The organism is Pseudomonas sp. GW822-FHT06B12 (genome assembly GCF_058799675.1).
The window spans coordinates 1-20716 of record NZ_JBXALR010000019.1; the positions used below are offsets into that span (position 1 = coordinate 1).

Consider the following 20716-nt stretch of genomic DNA (forward strand, 5'->3'; position numbering starts at 1 on the left):
TGCACCGACGAGATTAAATCCTCTCGTTTGATTCCGGTGCAACATACAAGGAGCTGCCGCAGGCTGCGATCTTTTGAATTTGCTGCTCCCAGCAAAAAGCCCCCGTTACCGCAAGGTAACGGGGGCTTTTTCGTCTCTGTGCCTTTAGTTGCTTTCAGGCCGCTGATCTTCAGATTGGGTGTTTGTGCGGGCAGGTCGCGGGGTCAGGACCTTTACCACATCATCAATCACTGCCTTACTCATTGCCGTCAGATAATGCGCGGCCCAGGCGTGGCGGTCGGTGTCTTTTGCGAAGGCGGCATCCTCGGCGAAGGATCTGGCGAGGAACAGCAGATCGGAGGCTTGTGACAATGCATCAACGATGGGGACGCCGGCGCGGACGTTGAATAAGGCTTGGTCCGAGCAGTAGATGAGGGGGGTGAGACCGATGGTTTTTAGTTCTGAAGTCGCAGAAGAATCTGTTTTGGTCATGGTGTTACTCCTGGGTTCAAGGAGCCGACACTTTCGTTTCCAAGCGAATGGGTGGCGGCTGTACGCAGGTTGGAAAACCGGGAACCAAGGAACCGGCACGCCCGAAGGCGTCCCACGCACAGCCGCCATAACACAGGATTGCAGTCGTAAAAACCTCTGCAGTCATGATGGGGGTGCTGTTGCGCTACGGTTCGACGGGTTTCCAAGCCCGATCGCTGAATGGTCAGCGACGTCCGGAGAGTATCCCGTCGAAGAAAAGCGCAACAAGGCATCAAAGTGCCCAAACGCAAGATTCGGAGTGTGCCTACAAGGTCTGCGGGCGTCATCCGATATTGCGACACCTTAAGTAAACGAAAGTAAACGCGGCTTCTTTGGGCGAATGCATAACCTCAAGGCAATGGATATCCAATGTGGGAGCGAGCTTGCTCGCGAAAGCGGTGTGTCAGTCGACATCAATGGTGTATGTCAGTCCGTCTTCGCGAGCAAGCTCGCTCCCACAAGGGATCTGCAGCGTTCGCTTGAATGAAAAAGCCCCCGTTACCTTGCGGTAACGGGGGCTTTTTTTGAGCTTGGCTCAGGTCACTGTTCAGCAACCTTGTCCTTGCTCTGGCGCTGCTTGATGGCGTCGACCAGGCGCTGGGCCAGGGCGGGGTAGTTCTCGTCGAAGTGGTGACCGCCTGGCAGTTTCATGGCTTCGCCAACAGCGGTCTTGTCGGTGCAGCCACTCTCGGCGATTTCTTCTGCGCCGTAGATGCACAGCACCTTATCGGCCGGCAGCTTGGCCATTTCCGGGCCAGTAGCAGCTTCTTTACCGGCATTGCCGAGCCAGCCGTCGACCTGAATTTCAAAGCTGCCGGTGCGGGCGAAGGCTAGCAGGATGATTGCATCGACCCGCTGTTGCTCACTTTCCGGCATGCGGTTGTAGATCGCCGGCAAGACGTCGGCGCCGAACGAGTAACCCGTCAGGATGAAGCGCTTGGTGCCCCACTTCTGGCGGTAGTGCTGCATCAGTTCGGCAAGGTCGATGGCGCTTTGCTCGGGGCTCTTGTGCTGCCAGTAGTAGCGCAGGGTGTCGATGCCGACCACTGGGTAGCCGATCTTCGCCATTTCACCGGCCACGTCACGGTCCAGGTCGCGCCAGCCGCCGTCACCGGAGAGGAACAGGGTGACGGTGTCCTTGGCCTGGCCGGCAGGCACTTCGACCACCGGGATGTTCAGACCGCCATTGCCCTTGTCGGCGCCGACGAGGATCTTGCGCAGTTCGTTGTTGAGGACTTGCGGCAGGTTGATGTCGTAGTCGCTGATGCTGGTTTCGGCATTGGGTTGATCGCGTACGAAACCGGCGCTGGTGTCGTCCGGGTTATCGTTCCAGGCGACCAGCCAATGACCGTGGGCTGCGCTTTTTGGCAGCAAGTGGGTGCAGCCGGGTTTTTCCAGCGCCAGGTCTACTGAAACGGCCTGGGACTTGTCGTCTTTTTGCTCGGCCAGCCAGCGCCAGGCCAGGACGGCGCCCGGGCCGATACCGCTGACCAGGGTCGCAGGGCCTTTGAGCTGTTGGAAGGCCGCTTGCAGGGCATTACCTTGTTGCGTGCAGTCCGTGGGCAGGACCACCTGAACGATTTGCGCGGCACCGCCACGGCTCAGGGTCATCAGTTGCTTGTCGCTGAGCTTCTGCTCTTCGTTCACCGCGACCACCACCTGGGCGCGCGGTGTGGTGCCAGGAATGACCCGGGTCATCGCCGGGCCATCGGTCGGCGTCAGCAGTTCAAGCGTGGGCTCTGGTGCTGGGCGGTTCCAGTACCAGTAACCGCCACCGAGGATCACAGCCAGCACCACCAGAGTGGTCAATACATACCGCCAGGAGCGTTGAATCATCAGCGTTTCACCAATCCAGTCAAGCCGCCCGCAATCAGGGCGGCGGTATCGGCCAGCGCCACCAGCGGATCGAGTCCGGCGGGCACGGCCATGTAACGTGGTTCCCAGTCAGGCTGGAATTTGTCTTTGAAGCGGCGCAGTCCCTGGAAGTTATAGAGCTGCTCGCCACGGCGAAACACCATCGAGCCGAGGCGTTGGGTCAGTGGCGCGCCACGGCGGGGTTGCAGACCCGACAGCGGCACCATGCCCAGACTGAAGCGTGTGTATCCATGATTTTTATAATGTTGAATCAGGCCGACCATCATGAACTCCATGGTCAGCTTTGGGGCGTCCGGGTGTGCACGCATCAGGTCGAGGCTGGCCAGGTCGTGGCTATACGTCTCGAGCAGGTTGGCGAACGCCACCGGGCGACCTTCAAAATGAATGATCGCGATCCGGAAGTGCTTGAGGTAATCGTCGCTGAAACGGCCGAGGGAGAAGCCTTTCTCGCGAACGTTCTTGCCGGTCAACCAGGCGTCGGAAATGACCTTCAGCTCATCCATTGGCGCGTGACCCGGTTCGTAGATCTCCAGCGACAGGCCGTCGCGGGTGCCACGGTTCCAGGTGTAACGCAGGTCCTTCATCTCTTTGCCCTTGGCTTCGAGATCAAAACGCAGCAGGTCGACCCGGGCTTCTTCGCCCAGCTTGATCGCGGTCAGACCGATGTCCATATAGTAGGGCAAGTTTTCGGCGCGTACCTGGTAGAACACTGGGCGGGCGTGATGAAGATCGCACAGGTCACGGAACTGCCAGATCATCTCCGCGCGTTGCTGGGTCGGGCCGATCGGGTCGTACAGGGCCACCAGGCTGCGGCCACGACGCGCATACATCAAGAACGCTTCGTCGTTAGGGTGAAACAGCAGCGCCTTGTCACCGGTCAGGGCGAGGCCGCCGTCCGGTTGTGATGAGGACATCAGAATCTTCAGCGCCTTATCCAGCTCTTCGGTGTCTGGCAAGTGAATGATCGGGCGCGCGGTGCGCAGCAGCCAGGTCAGTGACACCACCACCAGCAAGACCGCCGCGCCGAGCAGCGAGCGCAGGCCGCGTGGTGCATCGGAGTCCAGGGTGAACTGCCACCACAGTTGATGGCTGTACGGCACATCCTGATAGGCGAACAGCAGCAGCCAGATCGAGGCGCCCAATACGCACAGGCTGGCCACCAGGTACAGCGGCGAGAACGGCACCTCGGTCAAACGGCTTGGACGGTAGAAGGAGCGACGGAAGATCGCCAGCAGGCTGGCGGTCAGGATCATCAGGCAGGACTCTTCCCAGTCGAACCCCTTGAGTAGCGAAAGTACGGCACCCATCATCAGCAGAATGGTGGTCAGCATCCACGCGGCCGAGAGGCGACGACGCAGGCCTTGGGCCAGCAGCAGGCAGAGCACGCCGATCAGGCTGGCACCGAAGTGCGAGGCGTCGACCAGGCGATGGGGGATCAAAAAGCCGATGTGTTCCAGGCGAGTGTCAATTTCCGGTGTCGCGCCGGAGAACAGCAACACGACGCCAGACAGGAACACCAGTATCGCCAGCACCGGCGCGGCCATGCCCGAGGCGGCGCGCAACGATTGACGGGTGTTGAACAGGCGTTGTGCTTCATTGATCAGCAGCAGGACGCAGGCCACCAAGAGCGGCAGAACCACGTAGATCAGGCGATACAGCAGCAGGGCGGCGGCCAGTGGCGCCGCTCCGAGTTTGTCGGCAAAGGCCGCCAGCAGAATCGCCTCGAATACCCCGACACCGCCCGGTACGTGGCTGAGCACGCCAGCGGCCAATGCGATCAGATAGACCAGCAGGAAGGCGCCGAACGGTGGCGCTTCCGGCAGCAGCAGATAAAGCACGGTTGCAGCCGCTGCCACGTCCAGCGCGGTAATCACCAATTGCAGGAAGGTCAGGCGGCGACCCGGCAGGCGCAGCGTGCGTCGACCGGCGCGAACCAGCAAGTTATCCGGATAAGGTTGATCCGGCAGGCGACGGCGGTAAATGCCAATGGCCAACACAGCGCCGAGCACCAGCACGGCAATCGCGATCCCGCCCAGCAACGACTGTGACAAATTCAGCGCAGCGGAGGCGGCAGGCAGGTTGCTGAGCGTCGCCAGGGCAGCGAGCGGCGGCAAGGCGCAACCCAATGACAGGCTGGCGAATAGCGTCATGCGGGCGACTTCCGACGCCCCGAGGCCGTGACGTGCGTACAGGCGGTAACGCACCGAACCGCCGGATAGCAGGGAAAGGCCAATGGCGTTGCCGATCGCGAATGCGGTGAAACCACCCAGAATCATGGTACGAGGCGGCAAATTCACGCCAGCGTAACGAGTGGCCGACCATTCATAGCCGAGCAATATGATGAAGCCGGCAATGGTTGCGCCCAATGCACCGAGCAGGGCCGGTTTCGGCACTTCCAGAATCGAGTCGTGCAGCGCGTAGAGATCGAGTTCGCTTAATAGATGGCGACAGGCAATCAGCGCGATAGCGAACAATAGCAATGTGACCGCCAGGCCGATGGGCTGACGGTACTTGCTGACCAGATCCAGCCAATGCAGACGTGTGGCAGTGATCGGTTGTGTCGCTGTGACGGTGTCTTGTGAATCAGACGAGTTGGCGCGCATCAATCACCTCTTGGATTGTGCGCGACAGGATGGAGGTATCCAGCCAAGTTACCAATCCCTGTAGAAAAAAATAATGACAAATATTAACGCGTATCACCGAGCATCGGGGATTACGCACATTCAATCGTAGAGGGGCTTGCCTGCGACTCAGCATAGCCTGATCTGGTGGACCCTGAAGAGTGCCAAAGGTTCGTAGCACGTTGCCAGATCATTGTTGCGAAAGGACTTTTCTACAGATACAAAAAAGGCCACTCTTTCGAGCAGCCTTTTTTGATGTTTGGTTGCGGGAGCCGGATTTGAACCGACGACCTTCGGGTTATGAGCCCGACGAGCTACCAGACTGCTCCATCCCGCGTCTGTGTGGCGGCATTCTACAGGCGATCGCCTGAGTGTCAACCGTTAATGATCCGCTTGGTCAAATAAACATTAATTAGCGTCAAACGGTCGCTGGTCTTAAGTTAAGTATAAGAAGCGCAAAGGGTTTTTTCTCGGCTCTGGCGACGAGAGGGGAGCAAGAGAGACGAAAAACAGACGCGCACAAAAAAGGCCACTCTTTCGAGTAGCCTTTTTTGATGTTTGGTTGCGGGAGCCGGATTTGAACCGACGACCTTCGGGTTATGAGCCCGACGAGCTACCAGACTGCTCCATCCCGCGTCTGTGTGTCGGCATTCTACAGCGGATCGCTGGGCTGTCAATTGCTAATTCAGAAAAATCTGTTCCTGTTCAATCGCTTAGCGTATCAAGCAGGAGCTCGAATAGGGCTGTAGGGCTTGCTGCACAAGGCTTTCAGCTCTATTGGCGGGTTGGTTTCGATTGAAAAAATAAATCCAGTGAAGGCGTTTCCTACCGCTAGTAGAGAAGAATCAAAGCACTGGTGCTATATACAGTTGTCGGTGAGATACTGGCGATTCGTTTCCAGATAACCCTTTTTCCTTCATTGAACACCGCCTTATATGACGCAGCGCAAAATCATCCACGTCGATTGTGACTGCTTCTATGCCGCCATCGAGATGCGTGACGACCCGACTCTGGCGAGCAAACCGCTGGCAGTGGGTGGCTCAGCGGACCGGCGTGGTGTTATCGCCACGTGCAACTATGAAGCGCGCGCTTATGGGGTGCGCTCGGCCATGTCATCACGGCATGCCTTGAAGCTGTGTCCGGACCTGGTCATCGTCAAGCCGCGCATGGACGCCTATAGAGAAGCGTCGAAAGAGATTCAGACGATTTTTCGTGATTACACCGACCTGATCGAGCCTTTGTCGCTGGATGAGGCGTACCTCGACGTGTCCGAAAGTACGCATTTCGCCGGCAGTGCCACGCGAATTGCCCAGGACATTCGGCGCCGGGTCTCCAATCAGTTGCATATCACCGTCTCGGCGGGTGTGGCGCCGAACAAGTTTCTCGCGAAAATCGCCAGTGACTGGAAAAAGCCCAACGGGTTGTTTGTGATCACGCCGGATCAGGTCGAAGACTTTGTCTCACAGTTGCCAGTGAGCAAGCTGCATGGCGTCGGCAAAGTAACGGCCGACAAGTTGGCCAGGCTCGGGATTGTCGATTGCCTTCAATTGCGCGACTGGAACAAGTTGGCGCTGGTGCGCGAATTTGGCAGTTTTGGCGAGCGTCTGTGGAGCCTGGCGCGTGGGATTGATGATCGGCAGGTGCAGAACGACAGTCGCCGGCAATCGGTGAGTGTCGAAAATACCTACGATGTGGACCTGCCGGACCTGATCAGTTGCCTGGATAAGTTGCCGGAGCTGCTGGAAACCCTGAGCGGGCGTATGGCGCGGATCGATAGCAGCTACCGTCCGGGCAAGCCGTTCGTCAAAGTGAAGTTTCATGATTTTACCCAGACCACGCTGGAGCAAGCCGGGGCAGGGCGGGATCTTGGCAGTTATCAGCTGTTGCTGACTCAGGCTTTCAATCGGGGTGGCAAACCCGTGCGTTTGTTGGGGATTGGTGTGCGCCTGGAGGATTTGCGTGGCGGCTTCGAGCAGTTGGATTTGTTTGAGCGTTGATCGTTAAAAGCAAAAGATCGCAGCCTGCGGCAGCTCCTACGCAAGTGAAGTACGTAGGAGCTGCCGCAGGCTGCGATCTTTTCAAGTCATCAATTGGCGCCCGGATCCGCCACCAAGCGCCCTGCATCCTTGGTCAGCGACTTGAGAAACTCGCTTTGCAACTCGGGATCGTTGCGGGTCAGTTCGATCAGGCTTTGTTCCAGCTCGCTGGCTTCTTCTTCCAGACCCAACTCCGACAAGCGTTTGACCCGGTGCACCCACTGGCTCACTTCGTCGTCTTCGAGGTCGTCGTAAATCAGTGCGTGAGCTTCCAGCAGCTTGCTGCGCAAGGTGTTGCTGATCGTCAGGGATGAATCGGTATGCACATCGTCCTGAGCATCTTCGACAGTGATCTGCAGCTTGCCGATAGTTCTCAGGTCCTGCTCCGCGAACGGGCTGTCGAGCAGGTTCAGGCGCAACACGCCGTTACGGTCGGTGGTGAGCTCGAAGGTCTGCTTGCCGGCCTTGACCTCTACCGGGCGCTCGTTCCATGGCAGGCTCGAGTATTCCATGCGTTTATCGCGCTGGACTTCATCGATGCCAGCCAGGTTCTGTTGTGCGCGACCGCGGGACTGCACGTTCATGAACGGGTTGAGCCCGTCAATGCCAGTGCTGACCCAGTCCCTTGTCATGCTGTCTGGCAGATTACCGAGGGCGAACACGTTGGCGATGTTCGCGCCGACGCCAGCCACCAAAGCCACCGCACCCAGCGGGATCTCGTAGACCTTGCGCCAGGGTTGGTACGGCGTGTAGCGATCGTAGCGACGGGTGACGTCGTATTCGGTGACTTCGAAGGTCTTCTGCTCGTGAATCCGTACCCGGCGTTGCGGCAGCTCAAGCACCTTAGGCTCGCCGACATCGATCTGCAGGCTGTGATCGAGCAGTTTGCGCTCGACGCGCTCCTCGTGCTCGCTGCGTTGCGACATCTGATTGGCGCAGCCGCTGAGCAACAGGGTGCCGCACAGGGCGGCACCACCGAGGCTTAAGGTGTTTCGCTTGAACATGACTTCTCTATCTGGTGTCAGCGGCGGATACGAGCCTGGAGGAAAGACAGTACGTCAGCGACCGGCAGCGCTTGTGGCTCGGCCTCGGTACGGCTCTTGTATTCCAGGTTGCCGTCGGCGAGGCCGCGGTCACTGACCACGATCCGGTGAGGAATGCCGATCAGCTCCATGTCCGCGAACTTGATGCCCGGGCTGGTTTTCTTGTCGCGATCGTCCAGCAGCACTTCGAAGCCGGCCGCAGTCAGTTCTGCGTAGAGCTTGTCGGTGGCTTCGCGAACCAGGTCGGTCTCGTAGCGCAACGGCACCAGGGCGATCTGGAATGGCGCGAGGCTGTCGCTCCAGATGATGCCTTTCTCGTCGTTGTTCTGCTCGATGGCAGCCGCCACCACGCGGGAAACGCCGATGCCGTAGCAGCCCATGGTCAGAGTGACTGGCTTGCCATTCTCACCGAGAACCTGGCATTTCATCGCTTCGCTGTACTTGGTGCCCAGCTGGAAGATGTGCCCGACTTCGATGCCACGTTTGATTTCCAGGGTGCCTTTGCCGTCCGGGCTAGGGTCACCACTGACAACGTTACGCAGGTCGGCTACGGTCGGAACCGGCAGGTCGCGCTCCCAGTTGACGCCGAAGTAGTGCTTGTCGTCGATGTTGGCGCCGATACCGAAGTCGCTCATCAGCTCGACCGAACGGTCGATGATGATTGGCAGCGGCAGGTTCAGCGGGCCGAGGGAGCCCGCGCCAGCGCCGATGGCGTCACGCAGTTCGGCTTCGGAGGCCATGACCAGCGGGCTGGCAACGCCAGGCTGGTTGGCGGCCTTGATTTCGTTGAGCTCGTGGTCGCCACGAATGATCAGCGCGATCAGCTTGCCGGCTTCTTCGGCGTGAACCACCAGGGTCTTGATGGTTTTTTCGATCGGCAGATTGAAGCCTTCCACCAGTTGCGCGATGGTTTTCGCGTTTGGGGTGTCGACCAGGCGCAGTTCTTCGGCAGGTGCAGGGCGAGAAGTCTCACGTGGCACTGCTTCGGCTTTTTCGATGTTCGCCGCGTAGTCGGAACCGTTGCTGAAGACGATGTCGTCTTCGCCAGATTCGGCCAGTACGTGGAATTCGTGGGAGCCAGCGCCACCGATGGAGCCGTTATCGGCTTCAACCGGGCGGAATTTCAGGCCCAGACGGGTGAACACGTTGCAGTAGGCCTGGTGCATGCGGTCGTAAGTGGCCTGCAGCGATGCCTGGTCGGCGTGGAAGGAGTAGGCGTCCTTCATGATGAACTCGCGACCGCGCATCAAGCCGAAGCGTGGGCGGATTTCATCGCGGAATTTGGTCTGGATCTGGTACAGGTTGATCGGCAGCTGTTTGTAGCTGCTCAGCTCATTGCGGGCCAGGTCCGTGATCACTTCTTCGTGAGTCGGGCCGGCGCAGAAGTCGCGACCGTGGCGATCCTTGAAGCGCAGCAGTTCAGGGCCGTACTCTTCCCAGCGGCCGGATTCCTGCCACAGCTCAGCCGGCTGGGTGCTCGGCATCAACACTTCGAGAGAGCCGGCGGCGTTCATTTCTTCACGAACGATGGCTTCAACCTTGCGCATCACTCGCAGGCCCATCGGCAGCCAGGTGTACAGGCCGGACGCGAGTTTGCGGATCATGCCGGCGCGCAGCATCAGCTGATGGCTGATGACGACCGCATCGGAAGGCGTTTCTTTCTGTGTGGCGAGCAAATATTGACTGGTACGCATGGTAGGCCGTTGTCGGTTGCTGAAGACTAGAAATGACGGAGCATTGTACGGGCGAGATTTGCTGGCGTACAGGATTGCGGCCGGCGGCGTGGCTCGAAGGCGGGGAAACTCCCGCGCCTTCGAGGGTTCTTACGATTCTTCTACGGCGGTAGCAGTCTGGGCCGGCTCGGGTGTTGGTGTCGGGCCTTCGCGGCGGTTTTCCTGGAACCAGTGCAGGGCAATCAGCAGCAGGGTCGGCACGCCAAGCAGCGTCGTGATGATGAAGAAGTTGTGATAACCGTATTTTTCCACCATGACCCCCGAGTAACCGCCGATCAGTCGTGGCAACAACAGCATGATCGAGCTGAGCAGGGCGTACTGGGTCGCAGAGAACTTCAGGTTGGTCAGGCTCGACAGGTAGGCGACGAAAGCCGAGGTGGCCATGCCCGAACTGAAGTTGTCCAGGGAGATGGTGACGATCAGCATCTCCAGGTTGGCGCCCATGTCCGCGAGCATCACAAACAACAGGTTGGTGGCGGCTGAAGCGAAGCCGCCGATGAACAGAATCGGCAGAATTCCGAAGCGCACGATCAGCAGGCCGCCCATGCCGGCACCTATCAGGGTCATGATCAGGCCGAAGATTTTGCTGACGCCGGCGATCTGATCCTTGGTAAAGCCCAGGTCGATGTAAAACACGTTGGCCATTACGCCCATGACGGTGTCGGACATTCGATAGGTGGCGATCAGGCCCAGCAGCAGAAAGGCCTGCCAGCGGTAGCGTACAACGAAGTCGTTTACCGGAGTCAGTACCGGGGCCAGGCCGCGGCGGCCCATGGTAGAGAGGCACAGGCTGGTCAGGATGATGTAGAGCAGCGCCCGCAGAAAGGCTCGATCTTCCAGCAGCAGATCCAATGGGCTCATGGCGCCCGAGATCACGCTGGCAAAATCTGTGTTGTAGAGCTGGGTAAACATCGCGGGCACGGACACCAGCAAAACGATGAGTACAAATACCGACGCCAGTTGGTGCACAAAGCTGTAGCGGCCAGCGGACAGCTGGGTACGCAGCGGCACGGGAGGCTCACGCATGAACAGGGTGGTCAGCAGCGCCGGGATCATCAGCAGGCCGAACAGCGCGTAGGTGCCGGTCCAGGCGGAGTGCTTGTAATTGAAGCCTGTGGAGCCGAAGCCCTCGGCAATGAACAGTGCGCCCGCTGTCGCCAGGAGGGCAGCGACCCGGTAGCCGGACATATAGGCGGCAGCCAGTGCAGCCTGGCGTGTATCGTCGACAATTTCCAAGCGATAGGCATCGACGGCAATATCTTGGGTGGCGGAGGCGAATGCGACGAGAACGGCAATCGCAATCAGCCATGACAGGTGTTTTTGCGGGTCGCAGAAACCCATGCCGATCAGGCCGAGGACCAGCAGTACCTGCGCCAGGACCAGCCAGGAGCGTCGTCGGCCGAGTTTGCCGAGCAATGGCAGGCGCCATTGGTCGAGAAGTGGCGACCATACCCATTTGAATGCGTAGGCCAGCCCGATCAGGCTGGCATAGCCAATCGTTTCACGGGCCACGCCGGCCTCACGCAGCCAGACGGACAGCGTTGAGAACACCAGCATATAGGGCAAGCCAGCGGCGAAACCCAGCAGCAACAGTACGAGTGTCGAGGGGCTGGCATAAGCGGCGAGCGCGGCGCGCCAGGTTTTACGGGGCATGGGCTGGAGTCTGCCTCAAAATTGCGAAAACAAAGCGCGCACTCTAACCGCTGTGCTCTACCGGACGCCAGCCATGACGCTGAATATCAACACGATTGTTCAGGATACTGACACCTTCCATGCGCAAGCGTGCCCGCTGTTCATCGCCTGAAGGGCTGCCCACTGGCAAACTGAGGCGACCGCCGGCACCCAATACACGGTGCCAGGGCAGTTTGGTATCGCCGGGCAACTGACTCAGTGTGCGGCCCACCCAGCGCGCGGCCCGCCCCAGGCCTGCCAGTTCGGCGAGCTGACCGTAACTCACTACTTTGCCTTCCGGGACCTGGGCCAGGGTCAGGTAAAGCGTGGTTCGGCGCATCTGTGCCGGGGTTTCGGTTTCGCTGTTGGGGTCAGTCACGTTGCCGCTTCCTGATGAGGGTGTTGAGGCTTTCTCTAGAGTAAATCTTCAGTGGGCGAATGAGAATCTCGCCAAATTTGGTGTGGTCCGGTAAAAACACTCGGGCACAAAAAAGCCCCGCTTTTGAGGGCGGGGCTTTTTACTAAATCAGGACAAGTTAGATAACTTGAACTTCTTCAGCTTGCATGCCTTTCTGACCGCGGGTAGCGATGAAAGAAACCTGTTGGCCTTCTTTCAGGCTTTTGAAGCCGTCGGATTGGATAGCTTTGAAGTGAACGAACAGGTCGTCACCGGATTGTGGAGTGATGAAGCCGAAGCCTTTTTCATCGTTGAACCACTTAACGGTACCGGTTTGGCGATTAGACATGGTGTAACTCCTTGAACAAAGATAACTGCGACTCAGGAAGAACCCTGGCCGAGACTGAGTGCAAAGAGCAGGAAAAATTCTTGTAGATGGTTGGATCGAAATTCAACATATCGTGTAGAGATTCTCAGTGACACAAGCAGCACAGTGACGCCACCTTAACCCTTTTTCCTGAACGTGCCAATGGTCTTTGCGAAGGTTTCTCTGTTTTCATGACTGACGGTGCGCTGTATTGCGGCGAAGGCCCGGAAGTCGTGGGGGATCGGCGAGAATTGTACCCCGGACTTTGAACCGGCGGCGCGCCCCGGTAAGATGCCGGACAGAATTTTTCCACCTCGCTATTCAGGACACCCGCCATGAGCATCAAATCGGACAAGTGGATTCGCCGCATGGCGCAAGAGCACGGCATGATCGAGCCCTTCGTAGAGCGCCAGATGCGTGGCGAAGGCTCCGACCGGCTGATTTCCTTCGGCGTGTCGAGCTACGGCTATGACGTGCGTTGCGCCGATGAATTCAAGGTGTTCACCAACATCAATTCGGCGACTGTCGATCCGAAAAACTTTGATGAGAAGAGCTTCGTCGACGTCAAAAGCGACGTATGCATCATCCCGCCAAACTCTTTCGCGCTGGCCCGTACCGTCGAGTTCTTCCGTATTCCGCGCAACGTGCTGACGATCTGCCTGGGCAAGAGCACCTACGCTCGCTGCGGCATCATCGTTAACGTCACGCCGCTGGAACCGGAATGGGAAGGTCACGTGACCCTGGAATTCTCGAACACCACCACTTTGCCTGCAAAGATCTACGCCAACGAAGGCGTAGCACAAATGCTGTTCTTCGAATCTGACGAAGAATGTGAAGTGTCCTACAAGGACCGTGGTGGCAAGTACCAGGGCCAGCGTGGCGTGACCCTGCCGCGTACCTGAGTCAGCCGTCTGACAAATCGTTGGAATTCCTGAGCGGGCGTACACTCTATGGGGTGTACTGCTCCGATGCGCGCAAGGCGCATCGGGCCATCGCTCAGGAGTGCTTCATGAAGATCGATCCGCGAATAAGTGCCGAACTGGCAAGGCTTGAGCCCAATCAAGTGGGCCTGCTGGCCTGGTCATTGCTGGCCCATCCGCCTGTCACGCTGGCTGGCGGAATCCCAGGTCAACCCGACCCCGATACCCCGAACGAACAACCGACCGAACCTGGCGAGCCTGGCGAACCGACCTTGCCGGATAAGCCGCCTCCCGCGCCGGTTGCCTGATTTCCTGCATCGAAATTCAATGGCCCAAGGTTGGTTTGTTCCCTGTGGGAGCGTGGCTTGCCCGCGATGGGGGCGACGCGGTATATCTGATAAACCGCGTTATCGTTCTTCGCGGGCAAGCCACGCTCCCACAGAATGTGGGGCTACTTGAGATTGCCGCTGAGGAACTGCTTCAGCCGTTCGCTTTTCGGGTTGCCGAGCACGTCTTCGGGTGCTCCTTCTTCCTCCACCAGTCCCTGATGCAGGAACAGCACCTGATTGGACACCTTGCGGGCAAAGCTCATTTCATGGGTCACCATGATCATGGTTCGGCCTTCTTCGGCCAGCCCCTGGATCACCTTGAGCACTTCGCCCACCAGTTCCGGGTCCAGCGCCGAGGTCGGTTCGTCGAACAGCATGACTTCCGGCTCCATCGCCAACGCACGGGCGATAGCGACGCGCTGTTGCTGACCGCCTGACAGAAATGCCGGGTACTGATCCGCCACACGGGCCGCGAGGCCAACTTTGTCCAGATAACGCCGGGCGCGATCTTCCGCGTCCTTCTTGCTGACACCCAGCACCCGGCGCGGGGCCATGGTGATGTTTTCCAGCACCGTCATGTGGCTCCACAGGTTGAAGTGCTGGAACACCATCGCCAGTCGGGTACGGATCCGTTGCAACTCGGATTCGTCGGCCACCCGCATGCCGTGGTGATCCTTGATCATACGGACCGCTTGACCGTCCAGGCTCATGGCGCCGTCGTTGGGTTGTTCGAGAAAGTTGATGCAGCGCAAAAAGGTACTTTTGCCCGAGCCACTGGCGCCGATCAGGCTGATCACGTCACCGGTCTTGGCCTTGAGCGAAACACCCTTGAGCACTTCATGGGTGCCGTAGCATTTATGCAGGCCTTCGATGGTCAGTTTGTACATGGGGCATGCATCCTCAAGGCGAAAGTAGGTAGCCGGTGCGATAGGCTTCGAGGCCCGCAACATGGGCGATCACCATGCCGGCGGTGGCCATCCGACGGGTCGAACGGGCGTAGAGCAGGCCGGCGTTGGCGCAATGAACCGGGGTCACGCGGTCGCCGATCGGGTCGATGATTTCGGCGATCAGCTGTCCCGCCTCCAGATACTCGCCGGGTAGCACGCTGTACACCAGCAAACCGCCGACCGGGGTTGCAACCGGCTCTACCGCGGCCAGCGGAGTGGCAGGGTAGGGCAGTTCGGGCAGGGGCGCGGCCTCACCTTCGATGGCGCCGAAATGAATCAGATAGTCGATCAACGCCTGGCAATCGAGGCTGGCCAGTGGATGATTGACGTCGCCTTGACCACGCAATTCGACGGTCACCGAGAAGCTGCCCAGCGGAATGTCGAAGTGCTCACCGAAGCGCTCCTGCATTTGCCACCAGACCAGGGTGAAACACTCGTCGAACGAATGACCGCCGGAGTCGGTGGCGAGCAGGCTGGCTTCTGCACCGATATAGCGTGCCAGTGGCTCGACCTGTGGCCAGGCCTCGGGCGTGGTGTACAGGTGCGCAACGGCTTCGAAATCACAATGCAGGTCCAGCACCATGTCGGCGTCGCAGGCCAGTGTTTGCAGGGTCAGGCGCTGGGATTGCAGTTGAGTGCTGGCGGTCTGCCGGGCCAGTGCGTTGCGCAGGCCGCTGCGGATCAGCTCAAGGTTGTGCTGCGGATCGTCGTTCAGTTGCCCTTCGATCTCGTTGCCGATCTCTTCACCAAGATCAACGAACCAGCGGTTGAAGTTCTGTCCGCTTTCCAGCTCGTAGCGGCCCAGTGGCACGTCCATCAATACTTGTTCGAGGCCAATCGGGTTCGCCACGGGCACCAGCACGATCTCGCTGCGCAGACGGCCGGCGGCTTCGAGTTCCGCCAGACGCAGCTTGAGGTGCCAGGCCACCAGCATTCCGGGCATTTCGTCGGCGTGCAGCGAGGACTGGATGTAGATCTTGCCTTTGGCCTGGGTTGGGCCGAAGTGGAAACTGTGGATTTGTCGTGCAGTGCCCGGCAGCGGGGCTAGCAGGTCATGGATCTGGTGGCGCATTTGCTTTTGTGTCCTGAAGCTGGAGAGCTAGTGAGTCGGCCCAAGGAACGCCAGCCATCGGCGTTCGGCGAGTCGGAACAGGCCGACCAGCGCAAAGGTGACGGTCAGGTAAATCAGCGCGGCAATGCCGAACGACTGGAAGGTCAGGAAGGTCGCCGAGTTGGCGTCGCGAGCGACTTTCAAAATGTCCGGGACGGTGGCGGTGAAGGCCACGGTGGTCGAATGCAGCATCAGGATCACTTCGTTGCTGTAGTAGGGCAACGAGCGACGCAGGGCCGACGGCATGATCACGTAGGCATAGAGCTTCCAGCCGGTCAGACCGTAGGCCTTCGCGGCTTCGACTTCGCCGTGGGCCATGCTGCGAATCGCCCCGGCGAAAATCTCCGTGGTGTAGGCGCAGGTGTTCAAGGCAAACGCCAGGATGGTGCAGTTCATCGCATCGCGAAAGAACGCATCGAGCACCGGTTGCGCACGGACCGCGGCCAGGCTGTAGATCCCGGTGTAGCAGATCAGCAACTGGATATACAGCGGTGTGCCGCGAAACAGGTAGGTGTAGAACTGCACCGGCCAGCGCACGTAGAGCTTGTTGGAAACCCGGGCAATGGACAGCGGAATCGACACCAGAAAGCCGATGAAGATCGAGGCGCTGAGCAGCCACATGGTCATGGCCAGACCGGTGATGTGGTAACCGTCGGTGTAAAGGAACGGTCTCCAGTAGTCCTGCAGTAGTTCGATCATCGTATGGCCTCCCGGGCACCGGCGGCATAACGGCGTTCAAGCCTGCGCAGGACATAATTCGAAGCACTGGTGATCAGCAGGTAGATCAACGCCGCCAGCACCAGGAAATAGAACAGTTGATAGGAGCTTTTACCGGCGTCCTGAGCGGCTTTGACCAGATCGGCGAGGCCGATGATCGACACCAGCGCGGTGGCCTTGAGCATCACCATCCAGTTGTTGCCGATGCCCGGAAGGGCGAAACGCATCATTTGCGGGAACACCACGAAGCGGAACCGCTGGCCGCGTTTGAGGCCGTAGGCAGTGGCGGCTTCGACTTGACCCCGGGGCACGGCAAGGATCGCGCCGCGAAAGGTTTCAGTGAAGTACGCGCCATAAATGAAACCCAGGGTGATGACCCCGGCGCTGAACGGGTTGATTTCGATGTATTCCCATTCCATCAAGTCGGTCAGGGAGGTCAGCCAGGTTTGCAGGCTGTAGAAAATCAGCAGCATCAACACCAGGTCTGGTACGCCGCGAATCAGTGTGGTGTAGACCTGGGCCGGAACCCGCAGCAGTTTGACACTGGAGAGTTTGGCAGTGGCGCCGAGCAGACCGAGCAGCACGGCCACCAACAGCGACAATACCGATAATTTGATGGTCATCCAGGTGCCTTGCATCAGCAACGGGCCAAAGCCCTTCAAGCTGAAGGCAGAAAGCCCCAGGTTTTGTAATAGCTCTTCGAACATAAAATCTGCGACCTGATAACGTGAAAAAAGCGCCCATCACGAGGATGGGCGCCGGGCATTATTTGCCGCTGTACAGATTCAGATCACCAAAGTGTTTCTTTTGAATGGTCGCGTAGGTGCCATCATCGTGTAACGCTTTGATACCTTTATCGAGAAGGGCTTTGAGCTCTTTGTTACCTTTCGAGATACCGACAGCCGTTTTGGCTGGCAGCAAAGGATCGTTGACCGGCTTGCTGACTTCGTAAGCAGCGCCTTGTGGCGACTTCAAAAAGCCCAGCTGGGCTTGCAGCATGTCCTGGATCGAGGCGTCCAGACGACCGGAAGTCAGGTCAGCATAGACCTGGTCCTGGTTGGCGTAGGCCTGAGTGGTCACGCCAGCCTTGTCCAGCACGGCCTTGGCGTAGGCTTCCTGGATGGTGCCTTGCTCGTAGCCGACCTTTTTACCCTTGAGCGAGGCTACGTCAGAAACGCCGGAGCCTTTCTTGTAGACCAGTGCGGTAGGGCCGGAGAACAGCTCGCTGGAGAAGTCGATGACTTTTTCGCGGGCTTCGGTGACGGTCATGGAAGAGATCACACCGTCGAATTTATTGGCCTTGAGGCCCGGAATCATGCCGTCGAAATCGCTTTCGACCCATTTGCACTTGACCTTCAGCTCGGCGCAGATCGCGTTGCCCAGATCGATGTCGAAGCCCACCAGGCTGCCGTCGGCTGCTTTGGACTCGAACGGAGCGTAGGAAGGGTCAACACCAAAACGCAGTTCTTTGTATTCCTTGGCCAGTGCGGAACCAGCGGCCATGCACAACGCCAGTGCAGAAAGGGTCAGCAATGCTTTTTTCATTATTCAATCCCTAAGAACCAAGATGAGCGCTTGTGGCGCAGAATTATTGTTACTGGAAAGCGTAAGACCTTATGAAAGTAGCAATTTCCGAACCAGAGTCCCGAACAAGCGTTTTAAAAGATGATTCAAGACGCGTCTGGAGAGGAATCGTGCCCGAAAACGGGCGTGAACAATTTGTCGCACCAAAGTAGAGCGATCTGTGGCAAGGAAGCAAACTCCCTTGCCACAGATCCCTATCGCATTACTTGCCCGGCACCAGGGTCAGCCGCGTTTTGCCATACACCTTGTCGAAGTTCTGCGGTTGCATCGGCAAGCTCATGTATTGGCCTTTGAGCCACGGATCGATGCTGTCGATATAGTTCGGGCTGGCCGGGTTGCCGGATTGGCCGGTGCCGTTCTGGCCCATCAGCGGTTCGGCCTGGCCAAAGTCGACGATGAAGCGCATCGCCGGCACCAGTGTCACGTTGAAATCCTGACCCCAGGTGTAGGCGGCAGCGTTCAACGTGGTGTGGTCACCTCCGGCAGACATGGCACCGCGCACGGTCTGGCCGCGGGTGTTTTTCCATTCGTAGTGGTGCAATTTGCCCCACTGCCAGGCTTTGTGGTCGGCGCCCATCTGGCTCTCGCCGGCCGTGATGGCCGCGGCCAGGCTGCGGGCGAGAATCGCCGGTTTGTCTTCTTTCTGCGGCGTGCGGATGTCATCCCAGAACGGGCTGTCTTCGCGACCCAGCAAATGGTCGGCCTGGGCCGAGTAGGACAATTTGCCGTTGGCGACGAAGGCCTTCCACGTCGGGCTGGATTCCGGGCCGAGTTCGTCGAGGAAGATCTGCTTCATGCTCTCTTGCAGGAACAACTCGTAGATCGCGGCATCGGTCGAGGTCGGGCCGAGCTTGCCGTCGAACGCCATCAAGCGGTCGAACGCCTCGCGCGCTTTGCCGGCTTCAGCGGCTGGCAATGCGTTGATTGCCTGTTTGAGTGGCTGGGACATACCTGGTGCTTCAAACATCTTTTTCAGTTTGGCGGCGAACAGCGTGGTCTGGTCGTACTGCATGGCAATCATGCTGCGGCTGTCGTGCTTGCCGGCACTCGCCAGCTCGGCGATACGCTCGCCGCGCTCAGGTGCGGCCCAGGAATTGGACAGCTGCATGCCGTAACCGTGGGGGATGACCCGCTGGTTGGCGGTACCGACCCAGCCCTGGGCCGGGTCCTGGTCGTAAGGGTGAAGCATCGGGTCGGCATAGCCGTCCCAGTCATAACGACCTTCCCAGCCGGGCGATGGCAGCAAACCTTCACCTTCGCGGCGGTTCGGGAAACGCCCGGTGACTTGCCAGCCGATGTGGCTGGCGTCGGCGAACACCATGTTCAAGGCAATGGCGCGGATCTCACGGCTGGCGTCCGAGGCTTTCTCTACGCTCTGCGCTCGTGACAGGTCGAAGAAGGCATCCAGGCTCTTGTCGTCCGTAAGGTTCGGCATCTGCAATGCCAGACCGAAACCATTGTCCAGCGCACTGCCTTGGGCACTGTTGAGCAGTGGGCCGTGGCGGGTTTCGTACACGACTTCGCGAATCGGCCGCTGACCTTTGACGAAGTAGGTTTCGTTGCGAACCATCGCTGGTTGCCATTTGCCTGCGACTTCGTAGGCAAGGCCATTGCCCTGACGCTTGAGTTTTTCGAGGAACAGGTCCTGGTTATCACCCATGACCGCGGTCATGCTCCAGGTCACCTTGCCGTTGAATCCGCCAAGGACCATCGGAATACCGGCAATGGAAACTCCTGCAGCCTGGTACTTAGGCGCACGAATTTGTACGTAGCTCCACAGCGACGGCACGCCAATCGGGAATTGGCTGTCGCTGGCCAGCAGGCTTTTGCCGCTGCGGCTGCGCTGCGGGGCAATCGCCCAGTTGTTCGACGCCGTGGCGCCGAGCAGATTCAGCGCGGACAACTGGTCGCCGGCTTTGCTGAGTTCGGTCAGGCCCGGAATCGTACCGTTGAGCTTCACGCCTTTAAGCTTTTCAGCTTCGGCCAGTGGCAGCTTTTCATCCGGATAGGACGGCGACAGCCACGCGAGTTTGTCTGTAGAGACGGTTTGCGCCAGCACCAGCGAGGCGATTTCTTGCGGCAGGTTGGCTGACTGGCTGAAGTTTAGCAGGCAGAACATCAGTGCCGAATCTTCCGGTTTCCAGTATTCCGGCTTGTAGCCAGTGGCGGCCAGGTCCGACGGCAGCTTGTCGCGATAACGGAACAGGTAGGCGTTGACTCCGCGTGCATAGACTTCGAAGAAGCGTTGCAGGCGGGGTGAGGACGCTTTGTAGAGCTCGTCGGCGCTTTTCTTCAGGTTGACCGCGCGCATGTAGCGGTCAGCGTCCAGCAGGTCTGGACCGGACATTTCCGACAGGCGACCCTGGGCCAGCAGGCGCAGGGTGACCATCTGGCTGATGCGATCACTGGCGTGTACGTAACCGAGGGTGAACAGCGCGTCGTGGAAGGTGTTGCTCTCGATCAGCGGCATGCCCATGGCATTGCGGCGCACTGACACATTCTGCGCCAGCCCTTTGAGCGGTTGCACACCGGAGGTAGGTGGCAGGCTGTCCTGGGTATTCCAGGTCTGGCAACCGGTGAGGCTGAGCACACTGGCCACTGCTGCGGCAACGCCGAACCGGGGAAGAAAAGATGTAAGGGCTGGCGAGGCCATGGCAAAGCTCCTGCGGGGGTAATACCAATAATGGCGCTACGTTAGTGAGCAGTAGAGGGTCGCGCAAGCGGGGGCCAATCTTATTTCAAGGTTTGTCCGATAAATCACAGAAAATGACGCTGTACCTGTGGCGAGGGGATTGGCGATCACGATGACTTGCCTATCGAAAGCGGTGATGCTCAAGTGTGGAAAAATCAATGAC

The 20716-nt window shown here is 58.9% G+C and carries 17 protein-coding genes and 2 tRNA genes; 3 read left to right on the forward strand and 16 right to left on the reverse strand.

Annotation, left to right across the window (positions count from 1 at the left end):
- Positions 1-144: 144 nt before the first annotated feature.
- The 5 genes from AC1RKH_RS27355 to AC1RKH_RS27375 all read right to left on the reverse strand — a co-directional run bounded on the left by AC1RKH_RS27355 (position 145) and on the right by AC1RKH_RS27375 (position 5642).
- The gene (locus AC1RKH_RS27355) at positions 145-471 is read right to left on the reverse strand and encodes a DUF3077 domain-containing protein (RefSeq protein ID WP_493063351.1); all 327 of its coding nucleotides are present in this window, start codon (positions 469-471) and stop codon (positions 145-147) included.
- Between the two features lie 579 nt (positions 472-1050).
- On the reverse strand, positions 1051-2346 hold the full coding sequence (locus tag AC1RKH_RS27360; RefSeq protein ID WP_493063352.1) for a virulence factor family protein: 1296 nt from the start codon (positions 2344-2346) through the stop codon (positions 1051-1053).
- On the reverse strand, positions 2346-4988 hold the full coding sequence (mprF, locus tag AC1RKH_RS27365) for a bifunctional lysylphosphatidylglycerol flippase/synthetase MprF (protein WP_493063353.1): 2643 nt from the start codon (positions 4986-4988) through the stop codon (positions 2346-2348). Before mprF ends, AC1RKH_RS27360 begins: the two co-directional genes overlap by 1 nt.
- Positions 4989-5266: 278 nt before the next feature.
- Positions 5267-5343, reverse strand: a tRNA-Met gene (locus tag AC1RKH_RS27370).
- A gap of 222 nt (positions 5344-5565) precedes the next feature.
- Positions 5566-5642 (reverse strand) — tRNA-Met (locus AC1RKH_RS27375).
- Between the two features lie 299 nt (positions 5643-5941).
- On the opposite strand from AC1RKH_RS27375, the gene dinB reads away from it, so the two are divergent.
- Positions 5942-7003, forward strand: coding sequence for a DNA polymerase IV (gene dinB / locus AC1RKH_RS27380; RefSeq protein ID WP_493063354.1), 1062 nt, complete (start codon positions 5942-5944; stop codon positions 7001-7003).
- 89 nt (positions 7004-7092) lie between these two features.
- Here dinB and AC1RKH_RS27385 read toward each other — a convergent pair whose 3' ends face one another.
- The 5 genes from AC1RKH_RS27385 to AC1RKH_RS27405 form a co-directional block, all read right to left on the reverse strand.
- Positions 7093-8046 carry a hypothetical protein gene (locus AC1RKH_RS27385; protein ID WP_493063355.1) on the reverse strand — a complete coding sequence of 318 codons (954 nt, stop codon included), beginning with the start codon at positions 8044-8046 and terminating at the stop codon, positions 7093-7095.
- A 17-nt stretch (positions 8047-8063) separates the two neighbouring features.
- Positions 8064-9779 carry a proline--tRNA ligase gene (locus tag AC1RKH_RS27390; protein ID WP_493063356.1) on the reverse strand — a complete coding sequence of 572 codons (1716 nt, stop codon included), beginning with the start codon at positions 9777-9779 and terminating at the stop codon, positions 8064-8066.
- A gap of 129 nt (positions 9780-9908) precedes the next feature.
- Positions 9909-11471, reverse strand: a complete 1563-nt coding sequence (locus AC1RKH_RS27395; protein ID WP_493063357.1) for an AmpG family muropeptide MFS transporter — start codon at positions 11469-11471, stop codon at positions 9909-9911.
- A gap of 43 nt (positions 11472-11514) precedes the next feature.
- Entirely contained in the window at positions 11515-11829 is a 315-nt protein-coding gene (locus AC1RKH_RS27400; RefSeq protein ID WP_259740077.1) for an MGMT family protein, read from the reverse strand.
- 196 nt (positions 11830-12025) lie between these two features.
- Complete coding sequence (locus AC1RKH_RS27405; RefSeq protein ID WP_002554837.1) at positions 12026-12235, reverse strand: cold-shock protein; 210 nt, start codon at positions 12233-12235, stop codon at positions 12026-12028.
- Between the two features lie 353 nt (positions 12236-12588).
- On the opposite strand from AC1RKH_RS27405, the gene dcd reads away from it, so the two are divergent.
- Together dcd and AC1RKH_RS27415 are read left to right on the forward strand one after the other, a co-directional pair.
- Complete coding sequence (dcd, locus tag AC1RKH_RS27410) at positions 12589-13155, forward strand: dCTP deaminase (RefSeq protein ID WP_103315463.1); 567 nt, start codon at positions 12589-12591, stop codon at positions 13153-13155.
- A gap of 107 nt (positions 13156-13262) precedes the next feature.
- The gene (locus AC1RKH_RS27415; RefSeq protein ID WP_071551564.1) at positions 13263-13481 is read left to right on the forward strand and encodes a hypothetical protein; all 219 of its coding nucleotides are present in this window, start codon (positions 13263-13265) and stop codon (positions 13479-13481) included.
- 143 nt (positions 13482-13624) lie between these two features.
- On the opposite strand, the gene AC1RKH_RS27420 is transcribed toward AC1RKH_RS27415, so the two are convergent.
- From AC1RKH_RS27420 to AC1RKH_RS27445, 6 genes are all read right to left on the reverse strand, one after another.
- Positions 13625-14389 carry an ABC transporter ATP-binding protein gene (locus tag AC1RKH_RS27420; RefSeq protein ID WP_493063358.1) on the reverse strand — a complete coding sequence of 255 codons (765 nt, stop codon included), beginning with the start codon at positions 14387-14389 and terminating at the stop codon, positions 13625-13627.
- Between the two features lie 13 nt (positions 14390-14402).
- On the reverse strand, positions 14403-15521 hold the full coding sequence (locus AC1RKH_RS27425; RefSeq protein ID WP_493063359.1) for a succinylglutamate desuccinylase/aspartoacylase family protein: 1119 nt from the start codon (positions 15519-15521) through the stop codon (positions 14403-14405).
- A gap of 27 nt (positions 15522-15548) precedes the next feature.
- Positions 15549-16259: an ABC transporter permease gene (locus tag AC1RKH_RS27430; RefSeq protein ID WP_493063360.1), complete on the reverse strand. Its 711-nt coding sequence runs from the start codon at positions 16257-16259 to the stop codon at positions 15549-15551.
- Complete coding sequence (locus AC1RKH_RS27435) at positions 16256-16984, reverse strand: ABC transporter permease (protein ID WP_493063361.1); 729 nt, start codon at positions 16982-16984, stop codon at positions 16256-16258. The genes AC1RKH_RS27430 and AC1RKH_RS27435 overlap by 4 nt, the downstream gene beginning before the upstream one ends.
- A 58-nt stretch (positions 16985-17042) precedes the next feature.
- Positions 17043-17822: a transporter substrate-binding domain-containing protein gene (locus AC1RKH_RS27440; protein WP_493063362.1), complete on the reverse strand. Its 780-nt coding sequence runs from the start codon at positions 17820-17822 to the stop codon at positions 17043-17045.
- 241 nt (positions 17823-18063) lie between these two features.
- Positions 18064-20514, reverse strand: coding sequence for a penicillin acylase family protein (locus AC1RKH_RS27445; protein ID WP_493063363.1), 2451 nt, complete (start codon positions 20512-20514; stop codon positions 18064-18066).
- Between the last annotated feature and the right edge of the window lie 202 nt (positions 20515-20716).

Bases quoted from the DNA above. Each gene is read 5' to 3' on its own strand.
- AC1RKH_RS27425 (WP_493063359.1), bottom strand. From the start codon at position 15,521: ATGCGCCACCAGATCCATGACCTGCTAGCCCCGCTGCCGGGCACTGCA.
- AC1RKH_RS27390 (WP_493063356.1), bottom strand. From the start codon at position 9,779: ATGCGTACCAGTCAATATTTGCTCGCCACACAGAAAGAAACGCCTTCC.
- AC1RKH_RS27435 (WP_493063361.1), bottom strand. From the start codon at position 16,984: ATGTTCGAAGAGCTATTACAAAACCTGGGGCTTTCTGCCTTCAGCTTG.
- AC1RKH_RS27440 (WP_493063362.1), bottom strand. From the start codon at position 17,822: ATGAAAAAAGCATTGCTGACCCTTTCTGCACTGGCGTTGTGCATGGCC.
- AC1RKH_RS27360 (WP_493063352.1), bottom strand. From the start codon at position 2,346: ATGATTCAACGCTCCTGGCGGTATGTATTGACCACTCTGGTGGTGCTG.
- AC1RKH_RS27420 (WP_493063358.1), bottom strand. From the start codon at position 14,389: ATGTACAAACTGACCATCGAAGGCCTGCATAAATGCTACGGCACCCAT.
- AC1RKH_RS27395 (WP_493063357.1), bottom strand. From the start codon at position 11,471: ATGCCCCGTAAAACCTGGCGCGCCGCGCTCGCCGCTTATGCCAGCCCC.
- AC1RKH_RS27400 (WP_259740077.1), bottom strand. From the start codon at position 11,829: ATGCGCCGAACCACGCTTTACCTGACCCTGGCCCAGGTCCCGGAAGGC.
- AC1RKH_RS27430 (WP_493063360.1), bottom strand. From the start codon at position 16,259: ATGATCGAACTACTGCAGGACTACTGGAGACCGTTCCTTTACACCGAC.
- mprF (WP_493063353.1), bottom strand. From the start codon at position 4,988: ATGCGCGCCAACTCGTCTGATTCACAAGACACCGTCACAGCGACACAA.
- AC1RKH_RS27415 (WP_071551564.1), top strand. From the start codon at position 13,263: ATGAAGATCGATCCGCGAATAAGTGCCGAACTGGCAAGGCTTGAGCCC.
- AC1RKH_RS27385 (WP_493063355.1), bottom strand. From the start codon at position 8,046: ATGTTCAAGCGAAACACCTTAAGCCTCGGTGGTGCCGCCCTGTGCGGC.
- dcd (WP_103315463.1), top strand. From the start codon at position 12,589: ATGAGCATCAAATCGGACAAGTGGATTCGCCGCATGGCGCAAGAGCAC.
- AC1RKH_RS27405 (WP_002554837.1), bottom strand. From the start codon at position 12,235: ATGTCTAATCGCCAAACCGGTACCGTTAAGTGGTTCAACGATGAAAAA.
- AC1RKH_RS27355 (WP_493063351.1), bottom strand. From the start codon at position 471: ATGACCAAAACAGATTCTTCTGCGACTTCAGAACTAAAAACCATCGGT.
- dinB (WP_493063354.1), top strand. From the start codon at position 5,942: ATGACGCAGCGCAAAATCATCCACGTCGATTGTGACTGCTTCTATGCC.
- AC1RKH_RS27445 (WP_493063363.1), bottom strand. From the start codon at position 20,514: ATGGCCTCGCCAGCCCTTACATCTTTTCTTCCCCGGTTCGGCGTTGCC.